The sequence below is a fragment of the Micrococcus sp. genome (genome assembly GCF_034179925.1).
In the GTDB taxonomy this organism is placed as follows: domain Bacteria; phylum Actinomycetota; class Actinomycetes; order Actinomycetales; family Micrococcaceae; genus Micrococcus.
In genome coordinates this window covers 1-16,913 of sequence record NZ_JAXFPG010000010.1, presented here as the reverse complement: position 1 = coordinate 16,913, position 16,913 = coordinate 1, and the positions used below count along the sequence as shown (strand labels likewise).

At 74.5% G+C, this 16,913-nt stretch carries 19 protein-coding genes; all 19 read left to right on the top strand.

Annotation, left to right across the window (positions count from 1 at the left end; translation table 11 throughout):
- Positions 1-71 precede the first annotated feature (71 nt).
- On the top strand, positions 72-1,187 hold the full coding sequence (locus SPI96_RS02040; protein ID WP_321080704.1) for a zinc-dependent metalloprotease: 1,116 nt from the start codon (positions 72-74) through the stop codon (positions 1,185-1,187).
- A gap of 106 nt (positions 1,188-1,293) precedes the next feature.
- Positions 1,294-2,424, top strand: coding sequence for a tRNA lysidine(34) synthetase TilS (gene tilS, locus SPI96_RS02035; RefSeq protein ID WP_321080703.1), 1,131 nt, complete (start codon positions 1,294-1,296; stop codon positions 2,422-2,424).
- 55 nt (positions 2,425-2,479) lie between these two features.
- Positions 2,480-3,031 (top strand): hypoxanthine phosphoribosyltransferase, encoded by a 552-nt coding sequence (gene hpt, locus SPI96_RS02030; protein ID WP_321080702.1) that lies wholly within the window; start codon positions 2,480-2,482, stop codon positions 3,029-3,031.
- A 41-nt stretch (positions 3,032-3,072) separates the two neighbouring features.
- A complete protein-coding gene (gene ftsH, locus SPI96_RS02025) occupies positions 3,073-5,226 on the top strand; it encodes an ATP-dependent zinc metalloprotease FtsH (RefSeq protein WP_321080701.1) in 2,154 nt (717 codons plus the stop codon).
- Positions 5,219-5,860, top strand: coding sequence for a GTP cyclohydrolase I FolE (gene folE / locus SPI96_RS02020; RefSeq protein WP_414601890.1), 642 nt, complete (start codon positions 5,219-5,221; stop codon positions 5,858-5,860). The genes ftsH and folE overlap by 8 nt, the downstream gene beginning before the upstream one ends.
- 50 nt (positions 5,861-5,910) lie before the next feature.
- Complete coding sequence (gene folP, locus SPI96_RS02015) at positions 5,911-6,810, top strand: dihydropteroate synthase (RefSeq protein ID WP_414601889.1); 900 nt, start codon at positions 5,911-5,913, stop codon at positions 6,808-6,810.
- Positions 6,807-7,196, top strand: coding sequence for a dihydroneopterin aldolase (gene folB, locus SPI96_RS02010; RefSeq protein WP_321080700.1), 390 nt, complete (start codon positions 6,807-6,809; stop codon positions 7,194-7,196). Before folP ends, folB begins: the two co-directional genes overlap by 4 nt.
- Positions 7,193-7,801 (top strand): 2-amino-4-hydroxy-6-hydroxymethyldihydropteridine diphosphokinase, encoded by a 609-nt coding sequence (gene folK / locus SPI96_RS02005; protein WP_321080699.1) that lies wholly within the window; start codon positions 7,193-7,195, stop codon positions 7,799-7,801. Before folB ends, folK begins: the two co-directional genes overlap by 4 nt.
- Positions 7,798-8,334 (top strand): DUF3180 domain-containing protein, encoded by a 537-nt coding sequence (locus SPI96_RS02000; protein ID WP_321080698.1) that lies wholly within the window; start codon positions 7,798-7,800, stop codon positions 8,332-8,334. Before folK ends, SPI96_RS02000 begins: the two co-directional genes overlap by 4 nt.
- Positions 8,321-8,824 carry a PH domain-containing protein gene (locus SPI96_RS01995; protein ID WP_321080697.1) on the top strand — a complete coding sequence of 168 codons (504 nt, stop codon included), beginning with the start codon at positions 8,321-8,323 and terminating at the stop codon, positions 8,822-8,824. Before SPI96_RS02000 ends, SPI96_RS01995 begins: the two co-directional genes overlap by 14 nt.
- Entirely contained in the window at positions 8,821-10,554 is a 1,734-nt protein-coding gene (locus SPI96_RS01990; RefSeq protein WP_321080696.1) for a PH domain-containing protein, read from the top strand. The genes SPI96_RS01995 and SPI96_RS01990 overlap by 4 nt, the downstream gene beginning before the upstream one ends.
- Positions 10,551-11,501 (top strand): Rossmann-like and DUF2520 domain-containing protein, encoded by a 951-nt coding sequence (locus SPI96_RS01985; protein WP_321080695.1) that lies wholly within the window; start codon positions 10,551-10,553, stop codon positions 11,499-11,501. The genes SPI96_RS01990 and SPI96_RS01985 overlap by 4 nt, the downstream gene beginning before the upstream one ends.
- Positions 11,502-11,619: 118 nt before the next feature.
- Complete coding sequence (locus SPI96_RS01980; protein ID WP_321080694.1) at positions 11,620-12,057, top strand: DUF3806 domain-containing protein; 438 nt, start codon at positions 11,620-11,622, stop codon at positions 12,055-12,057.
- A 181-nt stretch (positions 12,058-12,238) separates the two neighbouring features.
- Positions 12,239-13,045, top strand: a complete 807-nt coding sequence (locus tag SPI96_RS01975; protein WP_321080693.1) for an ATP synthase F0 subunit B — start codon at positions 12,239-12,241, stop codon at positions 13,043-13,045.
- Positions 13,042-13,503 carry a phage holin family protein gene (locus SPI96_RS01970; protein ID WP_321080692.1) on the top strand — a complete coding sequence of 154 codons (462 nt, stop codon included), beginning with the start codon at positions 13,042-13,044 and terminating at the stop codon, positions 13,501-13,503. The genes SPI96_RS01975 and SPI96_RS01970 overlap by 4 nt, the downstream gene beginning before the upstream one ends.
- Positions 13,500-14,210 (top strand): DUF3618 domain-containing protein, encoded by a 711-nt coding sequence (locus SPI96_RS01965; RefSeq protein ID WP_321080691.1) that lies wholly within the window; start codon positions 13,500-13,502, stop codon positions 14,208-14,210. The genes SPI96_RS01970 and SPI96_RS01965 overlap by 4 nt, the downstream gene beginning before the upstream one ends.
- 375 nt (positions 14,211-14,585) lie before the next feature.
- Positions 14,586-15,482: a pantoate--beta-alanine ligase gene (gene panC, locus SPI96_RS01960; RefSeq protein WP_414601892.1), complete on the top strand. Its 897-nt coding sequence runs from the start codon at positions 14,586-14,588 to the stop codon at positions 15,480-15,482.
- A complete protein-coding gene (locus SPI96_RS01955; protein WP_321080689.1) occupies positions 15,479-16,195 on the top strand; it encodes a DNA-3-methyladenine glycosylase in 717 nt (238 codons plus the stop codon). Before panC ends, SPI96_RS01955 begins: the two co-directional genes overlap by 4 nt.
- A 124-nt stretch (positions 16,196-16,319) precedes the next feature.
- Complete coding sequence (locus SPI96_RS01950) at positions 16,320-16,802, top strand: SRPBCC family protein (RefSeq protein ID WP_321080688.1); 483 nt, start codon at positions 16,320-16,322, stop codon at positions 16,800-16,802.
- Positions 16,803-16,913: the final 111 nt, after the last annotated feature.

Genomic DNA, 16,913 nt, shown 5'->3' with positions numbered 1-16,913 from the left:
CGGCCCGGCCAGGCCTGGCCCGGGGTGGCCGAGGCCCGGCGTGCTCCGGCCCCGTGTGGTCTGATGGGCCCATGAGCTCCCCGGACGCCGCCCTCCGTCAACCCGTGGACTGGGCGTTCGCCGCCCGCACCGCGGGGGCGCTCGCCCCGGCCGGCCCGCGCCTGTCCGCGCGGGAGGCCCACCGGGAGGCCGAAGGGCTGCGGTCCGCTGCGGAGGCCGCCGTGGCCCCTGTACACCGGCTGACCGGACTCGAGGCGGCACGGGACCTGCATGACTCGACCGTGCTGGTGGTGGACCGCCCCACGTGGTCGGCGGCCGCCGTCGAGGGCTTCGAGGCCCTGCTCGCCCCGACCTTCGCACACCTGCAGCACACCCGCCCCCGGGAGTACGAGGCGGCGTCCTCACCCGTCACGGCCCGGGCCGCGGCCCTGGAGTCGGGCGGGATCCTCGCATGGCTCTCCGGGCGGGTGCTCGGCCAGTACGACCCCTTCGGCGGGCCGGAGCCCTCCGGCGGGCGCCTGCTGCTCGTGGCCCCGAACGTGGCGCAGGTGCGCCGCGAGATCCACGTGGACCCGGCCGACTTCCGCCTCTGGGTGTGCCTGCACGAGCAGACCCACCGGGTGCAGTTCGCCGCCGCCCCCTGGCTGCGCGAGCACCTGCGCGCCGAGATCACCGCCCTCACCACGGGGCTGTTCGACACCGCCGACTCCCTGCCCGACCGCCTGCGTGCCGCCCTGGTCGGGCTCACCGCCCGCCGCCGGGGGAGCGACGACGCCGGCCGCGCCCCGTCCGCGCCCTCGCCCGGACTGCTGGGGGCCCTGCAGGACGAGCAGGGCCGGGAACGCCTGTCCCGGCTGACCGCCGTGATGTCCCTGCTGGAGGGGCACGCGAACGTGGTGATGGACGGGGTGGACGCCTCCGTGGTGTCCTCCGTGAAGACCATCCGCCGCCGGTTCGACGCCCGCGGGCGCCACCGCCCCCCACTGGACCGCCTGATCCGCCGTCTGCTGGGCATGGACGCCAAGATGGCCCAGTACCGGGACGGGCAGCGGTTCGTGGCGGCCGCCGTCGAGGAACTCGGCATGGACGGGTTCAACACGGTGTGGCAGAGCCCCGAGCTGCTGCCCACCGAGCAGGAGCTGCACCACCCGGCCCGCTGGACCGCCCGTGTCCGCGCCGAGGCCTGAGCCCGTGCCCGCAGCGCCTCCCGGGCCCCCAACGTCTCCGGGGCCGGCATCACCCTCCGACCCGGCCGCCGTCCTGCCCGGCCTGCACGGCCCCTGGCCGCCGGCCGTGCGCTGGCCCGAACCCCTGCATCGGGCCGTCACCGCCCTCGGCACCACCCTGTCCGCCCCGGAGTCCTCGGCCACAGCAGCACCCGCCACCCCCGCACCCGCTACCCCCCGCGCCCTTGTCGCGCTCTCCGGGGGCGCCGACTCCCTCGCGCTCGCCACCGCCTGCGCCGTGCTGACCCGCACCCGAGCCGGCGAACAGCTCGGCCCCGTGGGGGCCGTCGTCGTGGACCACGGCCTCCAGCCCGGCAGCGACGCCGTCGCCCAGGCCGCCGCCCGGACCGCCCGACGCCTAGGCCTGGCCCCCGTACACCTGACCCGGGTGCACGTCAGCCCCACCGGCGACGGCCCCGAGGCCGCCGCCCGGACCGCCCGCCGCGAGGCGCTCGCCCGCGCCGCCCTCACCCACACCCCCCAACCGCTCGTGCTCACCGCCCACACCGCCGACGACCAGGCCGAACAGGTCCTGCTCGGCCTCGCCCGCGGCTCCGGCACCCGATCGCTCGCCGGCATCCCCGCCCACGGCACACTGCCGCACCGGGTCGACCTCGCCCGCCCCCTGCTGGGGCTCACCCGCCAGGACACCGAGGCCATCTGCCGCTGGGCCGGGCTGGCCTGGTTCACCGACCCCCACAACGCGGACCCGGCCCTGCTGCGCTCACGCCTGCGCACCCGCGTGCTCCCCGCCCTCGAGGACCCCGACGCCGGCCTCGGCCCCGGCCTGCGCGCCGGACTCGTGCGAACCGCCGCGCTCGCGGCCGAGGACGCCGAGGCCCTCGACGGCTGGGCCCGCCAGGAGGCCGACCGCCTGGGTGTGCCGGCCGGCCCGGGGGAGAGGGCCCTGGACCTGACGGCCCTGGCGGCCCTGCCGGCGGCCGTGCGGCGGCGCGTGCTGGCCCTGACGGTGCGCGCCGCCGGCGGGGCGGCCCCCACCCGGGAACGGCTGCTCGCTGTGGACGCCCTCGTGACCGGGGCGCACATCGGCGGCTCGGCCGGGCCCGTGCAGCTGCCCGGTCCCCTGGAGGCCTGGCGCACCCGGGTGCCGGGGGAGAGGGCAGAGGGGGCCGACGTCGTGAGCGCGGCGGTCCCGTGTGCCAGACTGGTCGTGCTCTTCCGGCGCCCCGCACCCTGATCCGGTGCGGCGCGCGCAGGCCCACGCACTCTCACCTCTCAGGAGCGGCCCCAGCATGGACGCACAGGATGTCCAGAACGATCTCACCCACGTCCTCATGTCCCGTGAGGAGGTGCAGGAGACCATCCGCGACCTCGCCGGGCAGATCGATCGTGACTACGCCGGCAAGGACCTGCTGATCGTGGCGGTGCTCAAGGGCGCCGTGATGGTCGTGGCAGACCTCACCCGTGCCCTGCACACCCATGTGGAGATGGACTTCATGGCCGTCTCCTCCTACGGCTCCGGCACGAAGTCCTCGGGCGTGGTGCGCATCCTCAAGGACCTCGACGCCGACCTCACCGACCGCCACGTGCTGATCGTGGAGGACATCATCGACTCCGGCCTCACCCTCTCCTGGCTCAAGGCCAACCTGGAGACCCGCGGCCCGGCGTCGGTGGAGATCTGCACCCTCCTGCGCAAGCCGGACGCCATGAAGGTGGAGATCGACGTCAAGTACGTCGGCAAGGACATCCCCAACGAGTTCGTGGTGGGCTACGGTCTGGACTTCGCGGAGAAGTACCGGAACCTGGACTTCGTGGGCACCCTCGCCCCGCACGTGTACTCCTGACCGTCCCCCACCCCCGCGGCAGACCAGGAGAGACCCGGACCGTGAAGAAGCTGTTCAACAAGCCCTATCTGTGGATCCTGCTCGCGGTCCTGGTCCTCGGGCTGACCATCCCGCTCTCCACCGCGCAGGGCGGACGCTCCCCGGTGGACACCCATGTGGGCATGTCCCTGCTCCAGGAGGGTAGGGCGTCCGAGGCGGTGGTGGTGGACGGCGACCAGCGCGTGGACCTCACCCTGCGCGAGCCGTACTCGCAGGACGGGCGCGACCTGGGCGACCAGGTGTACTTCCACTACTCGGCGGCCCGGGCCCAGGATGTGGTGCGCACCGTGCAGGACTCCTCCCTGGACGGCTACACGGACCAGCCCGTGCGGGACAACTGGCTGCTATCCCTGCTGGGGTTCATGGTGCCGTTCCTGCTGGTCACCCTCCTGTTCTGGTTCCTGCTCTCCCGCATGCAGGGCGGCGGCGGCAAGGTGATGCAGTTCGGCAAGTCCCGGGCCAAGCTCATCCAGAAGGACAACCCGGACGTGCTCTTCAAGGACGTCGCGGGCGCGGACGAGGCCGTGGAGGAGCTCCAGGAGATCAAGGAGTTCCTCACGGTGCCGGACCGCTTCCACGCGGTGGGCGCGAAGATCCCCAAGGGTGTGCTGCTGTACGGTCCCCCCGGCACCGGCAAGACCCTCCTGGCCAAGGCGGTGGCCGGTGAGGCCGGTGTGCCGTTCTACTCGATCTCCGGCTCGGACTTCGTGGAGATGTTCGTGGGCGTGGGCGCCTCCCGTGTGCGCGACCTCTTCGAGCAGGCCAAGAACAACGCCCCGGCGATCATCTTCGTGGACGAGATCGACGCCGTCGGCCGGCACCGCGGTGCGGGCATCGGCGGCGGCAACGACGAGCGCGAGCAGACCCTGAACCAGATGCTCGTGGAGATGGACGGCTTCGACGCCTCCACGAACGTCATCATGATCGCCGCGACCAACCGCCCGGACGTGCTGGACCCTGCGCTGCTGCGCCCGGGCCGCTTCGACCGGCAGATCCCCGTGGAGGCCCCGGACCTGGACGGCCGCGCCAAGATCCTCGAGGTGCACGCGCAGGGCAAGCCGATCGCCCTGGACGTGGACCTGCGCTCCCTGGCCAAGCGGACCCCCGGGTACACGGGTGCGGACCTGGCGAACGTGATCAACGAGGCCGCGCTGCTGACGGCCCGGTCCAACAACAACGTGATCGACAACGCCGCGCTGGACGAGGCGGTGGACCGTGTGATGGCCGGCCCCCAGAAGCGGACCCGCCTGATGAACGAGCACGAGCGCAAGGTGACCGCCTACCACGAGGGCGGGCACGCGCTCGTGGCCGCGGGCCTGCGCAACTCTGCGCCGGTCACCAAGATCACGATCCTCCCGCGCGGCCGGGCGCTGGGGTACACGATGGTCGTGCCGGACAACGACAAGTACTCCGTGACCCGCAACGAACTGCTGGACCAGCTCGCCTACGCCATGGGCGGGCGTGTGGCGGAGGAGGTCGTGTTCAAGGACCCGTCCTCCGGGGCCGCGAACGACATCCAGAAGGCCACCGAGACCGCCCGGAAGATGGTCACCGAGTACGGCATGAGCGCCAAGGTCGGCGCCGTGAAGCTCGGCGGCGGCAGCTCCGAGCCGTTCCTGGGCGGGCCCGGCGGCGGCTCCTCCCGTGAGTACTCCGAGGAGCTGGCCTACCTCGTGGACGCGGAGGTCCGCTCCCTGCTGGACCAGGCGCACGCGGAGGCCCACTGGCTGCTCACCGAGAACCGGGACATCCTCGACCGCCTGGCCTACGAGCTCCTCGAGAAGGAGACGCTCACCCAGGAGCAGATCGCCGAGATCTTCGAGGGGCTGCGCAAGCGCCCCGAGCGGCCCGTGTGGCTGGCCTCGGACGATCGTCTCCCGCAGGACATCCCGCCTGTGCTCTCCCCGGCCGAGCGCCGCAGCCGCCATGAGGCGGAGGCGCCCGAGGCCGTGGGTGTGGAGGGCACCACGGTGCCCGAGCACCCGGCGGGGGCCCCACCCACCGCGATCGGCGGCGCCGGCGGCACGGACGGCACCGGTGCGCTGCCGGGCCGGCCCGGTGCCGGTGAGGGCACCGGGCTGCCTGGTCAGGGCGGCCCGACGCCGGGCCCCACCTACCGCACGGGCGCCCGCCCGGACGGGGACGGCCATGAGTGAGGCGCGCAGCGGCTCCCTGCCTCAGGCCGCCGGGGCGGGGACGGGGCTGCTCACCGGGGCCGACGTCGGGGGTGTGGACCGGCCCAGGATCGAGGCCGCGGTGCGGGAGATCCTGCTGGCCATCGGCGAGGACCCGGACCGGGACGGCCTGCTGGACACCCCGCAGCGGGTGGCCAAGGCGTGTGCGGAGATCTTCTCCGGCCTGCACCAGAGCCCCGAGGACGTGCTGGGCGTGACGTTCGACATCGACCACGAGGAGCTCGTGCTCGTCAAGGACATCCCGTTCTACTCCACATGTGAGCACCACCTGGTGCCCTTCCACGGCACCGCGCACATCGGGTACATCCCCTCCGCCGAGGGGAAGGTGACCGGGCTGTCCAAGCTCGCCCGGCTCGTGGAGCTGTACGCGCGCCGCCCGCAGGTGCAGGAGCGCCTGACCACGCAGGTGGTGGAGGCTCTCATGGAGCACCTGACCCCGCAGGGGGCGATCGTGGTGGTGGAGGCGGAGCACCTGTGCATGTCGATGCGCGGGGTGCGCAAGCCTGGCGCCAAGACCGTCACCTCCGCGGTGCGCGGCCAGCTGCGTGATCCCTCCACCCGCGCGGAGGCCATGAGCCTGATCCTGGGCCGCTGACCGCCGCCGCTGGCACCGCGGCCCCACCCATCCCGAGCAGAGAGGACCCCGTGCTCCCGCAGCCCCTGCACACAGCCCCGGACCGAACCTTGGTCATGGGCATCCTCAACGTCACCCCGGACTCGTTCTCGGACGGGGGCCGGCACGCGGACCTGGAGGCCGCGCTGGCGCATGCGCGGGCCATGCTCGCGGACGGGGCGGACGTGATCGACGTCGGCGGGGAGTCCACCCGGCCCGGTGCCGAGCCGGTGAGCCCTGCCCTGGAGCAGGCGCGGGTGCTGCCCGTGGTGGAGGCGCTGCTGGCTGAGGGTGCCGTGGTCTCGGTGGACACGATGCACACGGCCACGGCCCGGGCGGCGCTGGAGCTGGGACCGGTGCTGGTGAACGACGTCGCCGGGCTGGCCCATGAGCCGGACATGCCCGCGCTCATCGCGCAGACGGGGGCGCCGTACGTGCTGATGCACAACCGCGGCACCCCGCGCACCATGGATGCGCTGGCCTCCTACGGGGACACCGTGGCGGAGGTGGTGCGCGAGCTGCAGGCCACGGCCGAGCGCTTCCTCGAGGCCGGGGTGCGCCCGGAGCAGCTGATCCTGGATCCGGGCCTGGGCTTCGCGAAGGCCGGGGAGCAGAACTGGGAGCTGCTGCGGGGGGTGGAACGAATCCAGGCGCTCGGCTACCCGGTGCTTGTGGCAGCCTCCCGCAAGCGGTTCCTGGGCCAGCTGCTGGAGGGCCCGGACGGGGTGGGCCCGGCCCCGGAGGCCCGCGACGGCGCCACCGCCGCGATCTCGGCGATCGCCGCCTCCCTGGGGGTGTGGGGTGTGCGGGTGCATGATGTTCGTGCCTCCGTGGAGGCCGTGCGGGTGGGGGCTGCCTGGCGTGGCATCCGGCCGGTGGGGTCGCCCGCGGACCTGGTGGGCGGACCGGCCCCGGAGGTGTCCGGGTCATGAGTGTCTTCGGGGACGCCCCTGACGTCATCCGCCTGACGGGCCTGGCCGCCCGTGGCCGCCACGGCGTGTTCGAGCACGAGCGCCGGGAGGGGCAGACGTTCGTCACGGACGTGGCCCTGAGGCTCGACGCCGGCCCCGCCGCCGCCACGGACGACCTCACGCTCACGGTGGACTACGCGGAGGTCGCCGAGACCGTGGTGCGCCATGTGACCGGGGACCCCCACGACCTCATCGAGACCCTCGCGGCGCGCATCGCCGAGGCGGTGCTGGCCGAGCAGCCCCGCGCCGCGGCTGTGAAGGTCACCGTGCACAAGCCGCAGGCCCCCATCCCGCACGACTTCGCGGACGTGTCCGTCACGGTGGCCCGTGCGAGGGCGGGCGCATGAGCGCCCCCACCCCTGAGCTCGCGGCCCGGCCGGAGGCCCCCGTGGCCGCCGTGCTCGCCCTCGGGGCGAACCTCGGGGATGTCTCCGAGACCCTCGACGCCGCCGTCGCCGCGCTCACGGTGACCCCGGGGGTGCTCGAGGTGCGCCCCTCCCCGCGGGCGATCACCGCCCCGGTGGGCGGCCCACCCGGCCAACGCGAGTACCTCAACCAGGTGCTACGGGTGCGCACCACGCTCTCGGCCTGGGAGCTACTGGAGCTGGCGCAGCGGCTGGAACAGGACCACCACCGGCGCCGCACCGTGCGCTGGGGCCCACGCACCCTGGACGTGGACCTGATCGTCTACGGGGACCTGACCAGCGACCACCCGGACCTCACCCTGCCGCATCCGCGTGCGGCCGAGCGCGCCTTCGTGCTCCTGCCCTGGCTCTGGCTGGAGCCGGAGGCCGAACTCGGCGGCGTCCCGGTGGCGGAGCTGGCACGCTGCGCCGAGGACGCCCCCGGAGTGCGCCGGGAGCCCCCGCGCCGGGCCCACCTGGACGGGCCGGGCCGGGACGTGGCCGGACCGGACGTCGTCCGCCCGGGCCGCGCCGGAGGTGCGGTGTGATCTCCCTGCTCTCGCCCCGGCCGCTGGTGGTGCTGCTCGTGGCGGCCGCCGCCGGGGTCGCTGCCGCCCTCACAGCCCCCGCTCTCGGCGCAGGCACGCCCGTGGTGGGCCTGAGCGGACTGGTGACGGTGGCCGCCGTCGCCGTGCTGAGCCTGGCGTTGGGCTGGCGGGTGCGGCAGGACCGCGCCCGGCCCCCGGCCCGCCGCATGGACCCGCTGGCGGCGGCGCGCACGCTCGTGCTCGGGCAGGCTGCAGGTTTCGCCGGGGCGGCCCTGGCCGGGTGGCATGCCGGTGCCGCCGTGCCGGTGGCCCTGCGCGCCGGGCTGGAGGCCCCCACCGTCCGGGAGGCGCTGGTCATGGCCGCCGGAAGCCTCGTGCTGCTCGCGGTGGGCGCCCTCGTGGAGCGATGGTGCAGGATCCCCCCGGAGGAGGAGGGCCCGCCCGGCCCGGGCGGGCAGAATGGTGGGGTTGATGCGGCGGGAACACGCCGTCGTCCTGAAGCTGAAGGAGGATATGCCCATGGCCGGCATTGATCTGCAAGGGGTGACGTTCACCCCCGTCTCACCGCGGCTGGTGTCCGCGCGCCGGGTGGGGGAGCTCCTCAGCGGCCTCGTCGCCCTGGCGGTGCTCTCCGTGCCACTGGTGCTCAAGCTCACCGGCGTGTGGTCCGGGCTGTGGGACTGGGTGGCCTGGGGGCTGCCGGTGCTGTCCCTGCTGTACTCCGTGGTGTTGTTCGCGCTGATCCCGCGCCGGGTGCGCGCCATGGGCTGGGCTGAGCGCGAGGACGACCTCCTCTGGCGCAGGGGCCTGCTCTTCCGCTCCGTGACGGCCGTCCCCTACGGGCGCCTGCAGTACGTGGACGTCGAGGACGGCCCCCTGCAGCGCCGCTACGGTCTGCAGACCCTCACCCTCAAGACCGCCGGCGGGGACGACGTCGAGATGCCCGGGCTGCCCCGCGAGACCGCCGACCACCTGCGCGAGGCTTTCATGGCGCGCGGCCAGGCTCGGCTGGCGGGCCTGTGAGCGGGGCCTCGCCGACCCGGCCCGAGGGCACCGCCGTCCCCACGGACGAGGACGGCTGGTTCCGTGCCCATCCGCTCTCGCCTCTGGTGAAGGGGTGGGTCATCGCCGCGGCGGTGCTCGTGGTGGTGGGCCGGAACGCCGTGGAGGACCTCCTGTCAGGGGAGTTCACCCGCTCGGAGGGAGCCGGCGGGGCTGGCGAGGGCAGCGTGCTGATCGCCGTCGGCATCCTGACGGCCTTCACCGTGCTCCTGTGCCTGGTGTTCTTCTTCTCCTGGTGGTTCACCCGCTTCCGGCTGGGCCCGGAGCAGATCGACGTGCGCCACGGCTGGCTGCTGCGCAGCCGCCGCCAGATGAAGTACGACCGCATCCAGGCCGTGGACCTGCAGCACCCGCTGCTGGCCCGGATCCTGGGGCTGGCCGCTGTGAAGGTTGAGGCCGCCGACGGTGACTCCTCCGCCCTGGAGCTGTCCTTCCTGAAGAAGGACCTCGCTCAGCAGGTGCGCCGGGAGATCCTCGACCGCGCCTCCGGGGTGCTCCCCGGGACCCCGGCGGGTGCCGAGGGCGTCCCCGCAGAGGGGGAGGGGCCGGCGTCGTCAGTGTCCCCGGAGCCGGGCCAGGCGGTCTCGCGGGCCGAGGACGAAGGCGAGCTGATGCTGCAGGTCCCCACCGGTCGGGTCCTGGCCTCGGTGCTGCTGTCCGGGCCGCTGGTCGGTGTGGTGCTCTACACGCTGGTCTGGCTGTTCGTGCTGCCCCCGGCGGCGGCGTGGGTCGGGGAGGACCCCGCCGACGTGAGCGCGATGGGGCTGGCCACCCTGCTGCCGGTGCTGCTCGCCGTGGTCACCACGGTGTGGTCCAGGCTGAACTCCGGCTGGGGCTTCCAGGTGCGCCGCACCCGGGACGGGCTGCGCCTGCGGCACGGGCTCACCGAGACCACCCACCAGACGGTCCCCCCGGGTCGGGTGCAGGGTGTGACCGTCACCCAGGGGCTGCTCTGGCGGCCGCTCGGCTGGTACCGGGTGCGGTTCTCCGTGGCCGGCTACGGCGAGAACGAGGTCTCGTCCCGGGGCGTGGCCCTGCCGGTGGGGCCCTGGGAGGACGTGCTGCGCGTGCTCACCGTGCTGGCCCCGGAGCCCGGCCTGGAGGGCGACCCCCGCGCCGCCGCGGGCCTGACCCCGCAGCGGCTGATGGAGCTCGGCGTCCGCGGTGACGGCACCGAGGGCGGGTTCGAGCACATCCCGCGCCGCGCCCGCTGGTGGTGGAACGCGCTGACCTGGCGGCGGGCCGGGTTCACCGCCACCTCCCGCCTGCTGCTGGTGCGCTCGGGCTGGTGGACCCGCGCCCTGCAGGTGCTGCCCCATGAACGGCTCCAGACCGCCACCCTGACCCAGGGCCCCGTGCAGCGGCGTCTGCGCGTGGCCACCGTGCGGGTCTCCACCGCCGGGGACTCCGGCCGGATCGTGGACCTCGACGAGGGCACCGCCCGGGAACTCTTCCTCCAGCAGGCTCGGCATGCGGCCGTGTCCCGCCGCTACACAGACCGCAACCAGTGGATGCGGGAGGAGGAGCTCGCCCGCTTCGATCAGCGCACCCGGGAGGTCGCCGAGAGCGAGGTGGGCCGCCGTGAACTCGACGAGGCCGGCGTCGCACCGGGGGCTGCCTCGTCGGAGACCTCCGACGGCGTCTCCGCGCCCGACGCCGCCCCCACCGCTCACCACCAGGAGCAACGATGACCGACGGACCCGACCCCTCCGTGGCCCCGGGCCCCTCGACAAGCCCGGGCGAGGCGGCGCAGCGGCCCGGACGCCTCGGCGTCGGAGTGATCGGTGCCGGGAAGGTGGGCGCCGTGCTCGGTGCTGCCCTGCGGAACGCGGGCCACACGATCACCGGCGTGCACGCGGTGTCCGAGGCGTCGCGGACGCGGGCCGAGGCGCTGCTGCCGGACGTGCCCGTGCTGGAGATCCCGGAGATCCTGCGCCGGTCCGAGATGGTGCTGTTCGCTGTGCCGGACGACGTGCTGGGCGAGCTCGTGGACGGACTCGTGCAGGCCGGCCACGTGCAGACCGGGCACCTGCTGGTGCACACCTCCGGCCGGCACGGGGTGCGGGTGATGGACCCGGTGCGCGCGCACGGGGCGATCCCCCTGGCGATCCACCCGGCCATGACCTTCACGGGGCTGAGCCTGGACCTGGCGCGGCTGCAGGACTGCGTGTTCGGCGTGACCGCGGACCCGGTGGTGCTGCCGGTGGCGCAGGCGCTCGTGGTGGAGATGGGTGGGGAGCCGGTGGTGATCAAGGAGGCCGACCGTGCCGCCTACCACCTGGCGCTCTCCCACGGGTCCAACCACCTGGTGACCGTCACGGCGCAGGCCAAGCAGCTGCTCGCGGAGATCGGCGTGCCGGACACGGGCCGGGTGCTGCGGCCCCTGATGTGGGCCTCCCTGGAGAACGCGCTCTCCGACGGCGACGCCGCCCTCACCGGGCCCGTCGCACGGGGGGACGTGGAGACCGTCCGCGGGCACCGGGAGACCCTGCGCGAGCTCGTGGCCGGCGGCATGCCGCGGGACGTCCTCGACGTGTGGGAGGTGCTGGCGCGGGCGACGGCGGACCGGGCCGAGCGCCGCGGGGCGCTGCGGCCGGACGTGGCCGACAGGATCCTCGCGGTCCTCGCCGACGACTGACCGGACGGATCCGCTGCAGAAACGACCCTTCTGGCACCCCGCGAGGCCCGCAGAAGGGTCGTTCTCGCAGCGGATCCTCCGTGGCACCGGTCCTCGCGCGCTGTGGTGGAATCGACCCATGAGCGAAGTGATGCAGGTGACGCCCCTGGGGGGCCCGGAACAGCAGTGGATCAGCGACCGCCGCGCCTACGCAGCCCAGGAGGGGGTGGACCACCTGGACCTGGACGCCGTCTCGGCCTACCAGGACGCCCTCATGGCGCGGGCGGACGGGCCGGAGCCGGTGGACCCGGAGGAGCTGGGGGTGCTCCTCGAAGTGGTGGCCGTGCTCCTCGGTGAGCACCTGGGCGCCCGGCACGGCATGCAGTGGGTGGTGGTCCGGGACGACGACGGCGCGGACCTCGGCCTGCGGGACCCCCTCTCGGACGCTGTGGTCTTCCCCCAGGCGGTGGTCGCGGAGCGCTGGAACGCGGCGGAGCCGGGGTGGATCCCCCCGTACGTGGACTGGCTGGGCGCCCAACTGCCCGAGCTGCGCGCCCAGGTGCGGGCACAGGGCTGAACCCGGGCCGCCGTCGTCGGGGTCTGGGCCCGCCGGCGGTGCGGATGCGCCGTGAGCCCGGCCGGACGTCGTCGCAGGTCGGGGGCGGCGGGGGCTTCACCGGCGGGACGGTGGGTGTCTAGCGTGGGCCCGAGCGTCGGCGTGCGAGTGCGCCGGCACCGTCGACACCGAAAGGCTCACCATGGCGCAGAACACGTCTGGCAACGCCCCCACCCCGCAGAAGCAGGACTCCGCGGCCAAGCAGAAGGCCGAGGCCACCGCGCAGGAGGCCAAGGACCAGGCCCAGGGCATCGCCCAGGACGCCAGGGCCCAGGCCAAGGACCTCGCCCAGTCCGCCCAGCACGAGGCCGGTCAGCTCAAGGAGGAGGCCCTGCAGCAGGCCCGTTCCCTCGCGGAGACCGTCCAGGGCCGCCTGGGCGAGCAGGCCGGCACCCAGCAGGAGCGTGCCGCGGCCCAGGCCCGGTCCTTCGCGGACGACCTGCACCGTCTCGCCTCCGGTGAGCAGCCGCAGAACGACGCCGTCCGTCAGGTCGTCGCGTCCGTCGCCGACCGCGCCGAGGCCCTCACGCAGCGCCTCGAGACCGCGCAGCCGGCCGACCTGCTGGACGACGTCCGCCGGTTCGCCGCACGTCGCCCGGGAACCTTCCTGGCCATCGCCCTGGGTGCGGGCCTGATCGCCGGGCGCATGACCCGCGGTCTGCGCGACGCCGCCCAGGACGACACCGCGCACCTCACCTCCCGGGGTGGCCATGTCCGGCAGGGCTCGCCCGCACCCCGCCGCGCCATGGCGCCGGAGGCCGTGCACTCGGACATCACCCCCCACCACCTGGACTCGCAGGTGCCCGCGCACACCGCCGACGTCGCCGCCCCCCGCCGCGCCGCCGACGCGCCCGTGCAGGCTGACGCGGTGCCGACGATCGACCCGCTGACCGGCGAGCCCGTGCGCGACGTGCCCTTCGACCAGACCCAGCCGGAGGGCCGCGCATGAGCACCCCCTACGAGGCCACCGGCGCCTCCGCCGCGGGCTCCCACACGCCGGCCCCCACTCAGGCCGAGGTGCGCGCCGAGCACGAGTCGCTCGGGCACATGTTCACCTCCCTGACGGAGAAGCTGTCCTTGCTGGTGCGCCAGGAGGTGGCCCTCGCGAAGGCGGAGGCCACGGACTCGGCGAAGAAGGCGGGCAAGGGCGCCGGCATGCTGGCCGGTGCGGGCGTCGCGGCGTTCCTGCTGCTGACGTTCCTGTCCCTGGCGCTCATGTACACGCTGACGGCCGTGATGCCGCTGGGCTGTGCCGCGCTCACCGTGGCCGTGCTGTGGGGCGTCGTCGCCGCCGTGCTCGCCCTGCTGGGCAAGAAGCACCTCGAGAAGATCAAGGGTCTGCCGCAGACCCAGCAGACGCTTCAGGAGATCCCCGAGACCCTGAACCCCGCGAAGGAGACCCGATGACCACGAGCAAGAACCCTGACGAGATCCGCGCCGAGATCGAGCGCACCCGCTACGCGCTGGGCCAGGACGTCGACGCGCTGGCGGAGAAGGTCAGCCCCACGAAGGCCGTGAGCCGCCAGACCAACCGCATCAAGGACGGCCTGATCAGCGTGAAGGAGAGCATCATGGGCTCCTCGGACGAGCACCAGACCGGCCCCTCGGTGGGCGAGCGTGCCCGCGGTGCCGCCGCCGACGCCCAGCATGTGGCCGGGGACTACGCGGACCAGGCCCGTGCCTACGCCCAGCAGGCCGGGGACAGGGCCTCGGAGTGGGCCGAGGATGCGCAGCACGCCGTGCAGCAGGCGCCGGCCCAGGTGCGCCGCCGGACCCGGGGCAACCCGCTGGCCGCGGGCGTGATCGCCTTCGGTGCGGGCCTGCTGCTGAGTTCCCTGCTGCCGTCCACCGAGCTGGAGCAGAACGCGGCGGAGCGGGTGAAGGACAAGGCCGCCCCGCTGGTGGACGCCGCCAGGGAGAAGGCCACCGAGGCCGCGCAGCAGCTGCGTGAGCAGATCGAGCCGGAGGCCCGTGAGGCCGCCACGGCCCTGAAGGAGTCGGTTGCGGAGTCCGCGGAGAGCCTCAAGGCCGAGGGCGCGGAGCGGGTGGAGGACGTCAAGGGCCGCTCCCAGGACGCCGCCGCCCAGGTGAAGGGCGCCGCGCAGGACGCCTGATCTGAGCGCACCGCCCCTCACCCCGCGCTCGGAAACCCCACGCGCTCCGGGGGCGAAAGGGGCTGGAATTCCACCCGGATTCCGGCCCCTTTCGCCCCCGGAGCGTGAGTGTTTCGCCCCCGGAACCCGGGGACTCGCGGGCCTAGACTCGAGCCCGTGACTCCCCTCGACCGCGCCCCCGACCAGCGCCCCGTTCCGGACACCACCTCCACCACGACGCCGGCCACCCCCGCCTCATCGCCGGCGGGCACCTCGGCCGCTCCCACCACGACGCCGGCCCCCGCCTCGCTCGGGGACCTCGCCTCGCCCGCCTCCCCCGACGCTCCCGACCGCCATCCTCGTCTGGCCCGCACGGTGGAGGAGACCCGCGCGGCCCTGCGTGCGCTGGTGGCCGAGGCTGCCACCGGCACCGGCACCGGCACCGGCACCGCACCCGCCGCGGATGCCCCCGTCACGGTGGGCTTCGTCCCCACCATGGGTGCCCTCCACGACGGCCACGCCTCGCTGGTCCGCCGCGCCCGCGCCGAGAACGACGTGGTGGTGGCCAGCATCTTCGTGAACCCGCTCCAGTTCGGGGACCCGGCCGACCTCGAGCACTACCCCCGCACCCTGGAGGCGGACCTGGACCTGCTGGGTGCGGCCGGCGCGGACCTCGCGTTCGCCCCGGAGGTGCAGGAGATGTACCCGGGCTACCCGGACGCGCCGATCGTCACCGTCTCCGCGGGCCGCATGGGCGAGGTGCTCGAGGGCGCCTCCCGGCCGGGCCACTTCGACGGCGTCGCCACCGTGGTCGCCAAGCTCTGGAACATCGTGGGCCCGGCCGCGCCGGTGCTTCGCAGCTACTTCGGGCAGAAGGACGCCCAGCAGGTGGCGGTGCTGCGCCGGGTGGCCCGGGACCTCGACGTCGCCGTGGATGTGCGCTCCGTGCCGATCGTCCGCTCGCCCGAGGGGCTGGCGCTCTCGAGCCGCAACACCCGCCTGGACGCAGAGGGCCTCGAGCGTGCCCTGGTGCTCAGCCGGGCCCTGCGCCTGCTCGCGGACGCCTCCGCCGCCGGCCGGCCCGTGGATGTGGAGGCCGCCCGGGCCATGGTCCGCGACGAGCCGGGCGTGGAGCTGGACCACCTCGTGGTGGTGGATCCCGAGACCCTGCAGGAGCTCGGCCCGGACACGCTGGGCGGTCCGCTGCGCCGGGAGGCGCTGGCCCTGGTGGCCGCGCATGTGCCCCCGGTCCGCCTGATCGACAACATGGTGCTGCCGGCGGCGGCCGGATGACCCCACAGCAGCTGGCCCGCCTTTTCGAGGGGCCCGCCCCCGCCCTGGCGGAGGGGCTGCTGGGGTGCCGGCTGACCGTGGCGGCGCCCGACGGCGTCGTGACGGTCCGCCTCACCGAGACCGAGGCCTACGGGGACCAGGGCGTGGACCCGGGCGCGCACTCGTTCCGGGGGCGGACCGAGCGCAACGCGGCGCTGTTCGGGCCGGTGCGCCGCACCTACGTGTACCTCAACTATGGGATCCACCGCTGCCTGAACCTCGTGGGGCACCCCGCGGGGGAGGCCGGGGGTGTGCTGCTGCGGGCGGGCGAGGTGCTGGCCGGGCGGGAGCTGGCGGTGGCCCGCCGCGGCCGGGACACCGGGGTGCGCCTGCTCTCAGGGCCGGGCAACCTGGGGCAGGGGCTCGGCATCACCCTGCAGATGGGCCATGCGCCGGTGGAGATCGTGGCGCAGACCCCCGCCCCCGGGTCGGGCCTGTGCCCGTCGGAGGGGGCTCCGGCCCGGTTCCTCCTCGCTCCGCCCGCCCCGCACGACGCCGACCCCGCCCTTCACGACGCCGGCCCCGCCCGGAGCGCACCGGGCGCCGAGGTGGCGCGCGGCCCGCGCGTCGGGGTGTCGGGGGAGGGTGGATCGGTGCGGTTCCCGTGGCGGTTCCACCTGGTGGGCGAGCCCAGCGTGTCCGCCTACCGCCGTGGCCGCGACGTCCCGGACTGAGGCCGGGCACCGGCCCCGGGTCACGGCGTCGCCCCCGCGCCACGGCCTCTCGCACCCACCCCGGGCCATGCCGCCGCGCCGGAGCCCTTGCCCGAAGGGGCCCCCACCTGCCTACGGTGCCCCCATGACCGAGATGAACAAGACCCCCCAGGGCGAGACCAAGATCTCCGTGACCCGCACCATCGACGCGTCGGCGAAGGACATCTTCGACTTCCTGACCCTGCCGGCCAACCACGCGCAGATCGACGGCTCGGGCTTCATCCGCTCCGACGACCGCACCCAGCGCATCCAGAAGGTCGGCGACGTGTTCACCATGAACATGCAGGGCGACCACATGGGCGGGGAGTACCAGACCGACAACCACGTGGTCGCCTACGACCCGAACAAGCGTGTGGGCTGGAAGACCGCCCCCGCCGGCACCCAGCCCCCCGGCTGGCAGTGGGTCTACGTGCTCGAGGACAACGGTTCGGACAGCACCGATGTCACCCTCATCTACGACTGGACCGACGTCACCGACCCGGACCTGCTCGCCAAGAACCTCTTCCCGCTGCTCACCGAGGAGCAGCTCGAGGAGTCGCTGAACAAGCTCGCCGCCGCGGTCGCCTGACCTCGCCGAGCCCACGACGACCGGGGCGCCCCCACCCCGGGGGGGCCCCCCCCCGCGGCCCCCCCGGGGGGGGGCGAGGGGGGCCCCCCCCCCCCCCCGGTGGCCCCCCCC

Coding starts and splice junctions, on each gene's coding strand:
- SPI96_RS02040 (WP_321080704.1), top strand. CDS start 72: ATGAGCTCCCCGGACGCCGCCCTCCGTCAACCCGTGGACTGGGCGTTC.
- hpt (WP_321080702.1), top strand. CDS start 2,480: ATGGACGCACAGGATGTCCAGAACGATCTCACCCACGTCCTCATGTCC.
- folE (WP_414601890.1), top strand. CDS start 5,219: ATGAGTGAGGCGCGCAGCGGCTCCCTGCCTCAGGCCGCCGGGGCGGGG.
- folB (WP_321080700.1), top strand. CDS start 6,807: ATGAGTGTCTTCGGGGACGCCCCTGACGTCATCCGCCTGACGGGCCTG.
- folK (WP_321080699.1), top strand. CDS start 7,193: ATGAGCGCCCCCACCCCTGAGCTCGCGGCCCGGCCGGAGGCCCCCGTG.
- SPI96_RS01995 (WP_321080697.1), top strand. CDS start 8,321: ATGGCCGGCATTGATCTGCAAGGGGTGACGTTCACCCCCGTCTCACCG.
- SPI96_RS01985 (WP_321080695.1), top strand. CDS start 10,551: ATGACCGACGGACCCGACCCCTCCGTGGCCCCGGGCCCCTCGACAAGC.
- SPI96_RS01980 (WP_321080694.1), top strand. CDS start 11,620: ATGAGCGAAGTGATGCAGGTGACGCCCCTGGGGGGCCCGGAACAGCAG.
- SPI96_RS01975 (WP_321080693.1), top strand. CDS start 12,239: ATGGCGCAGAACACGTCTGGCAACGCCCCCACCCCGCAGAAGCAGGAC.
- SPI96_RS01970 (WP_321080692.1), top strand. CDS start 13,042: ATGAGCACCCCCTACGAGGCCACCGGCGCCTCCGCCGCGGGCTCCCAC.
- SPI96_RS01965 (WP_321080691.1), top strand. CDS start 13,500: ATGACCACGAGCAAGAACCCTGACGAGATCCGCGCCGAGATCGAGCGC.
- SPI96_RS01955 (WP_321080689.1), top strand. CDS start 15,479: ATGACCCCACAGCAGCTGGCCCGCCTTTTCGAGGGGCCCGCCCCCGCC.
- SPI96_RS01950 (WP_321080688.1), top strand. CDS start 16,320: ATGACCGAGATGAACAAGACCCCCCAGGGCGAGACCAAGATCTCCGTG.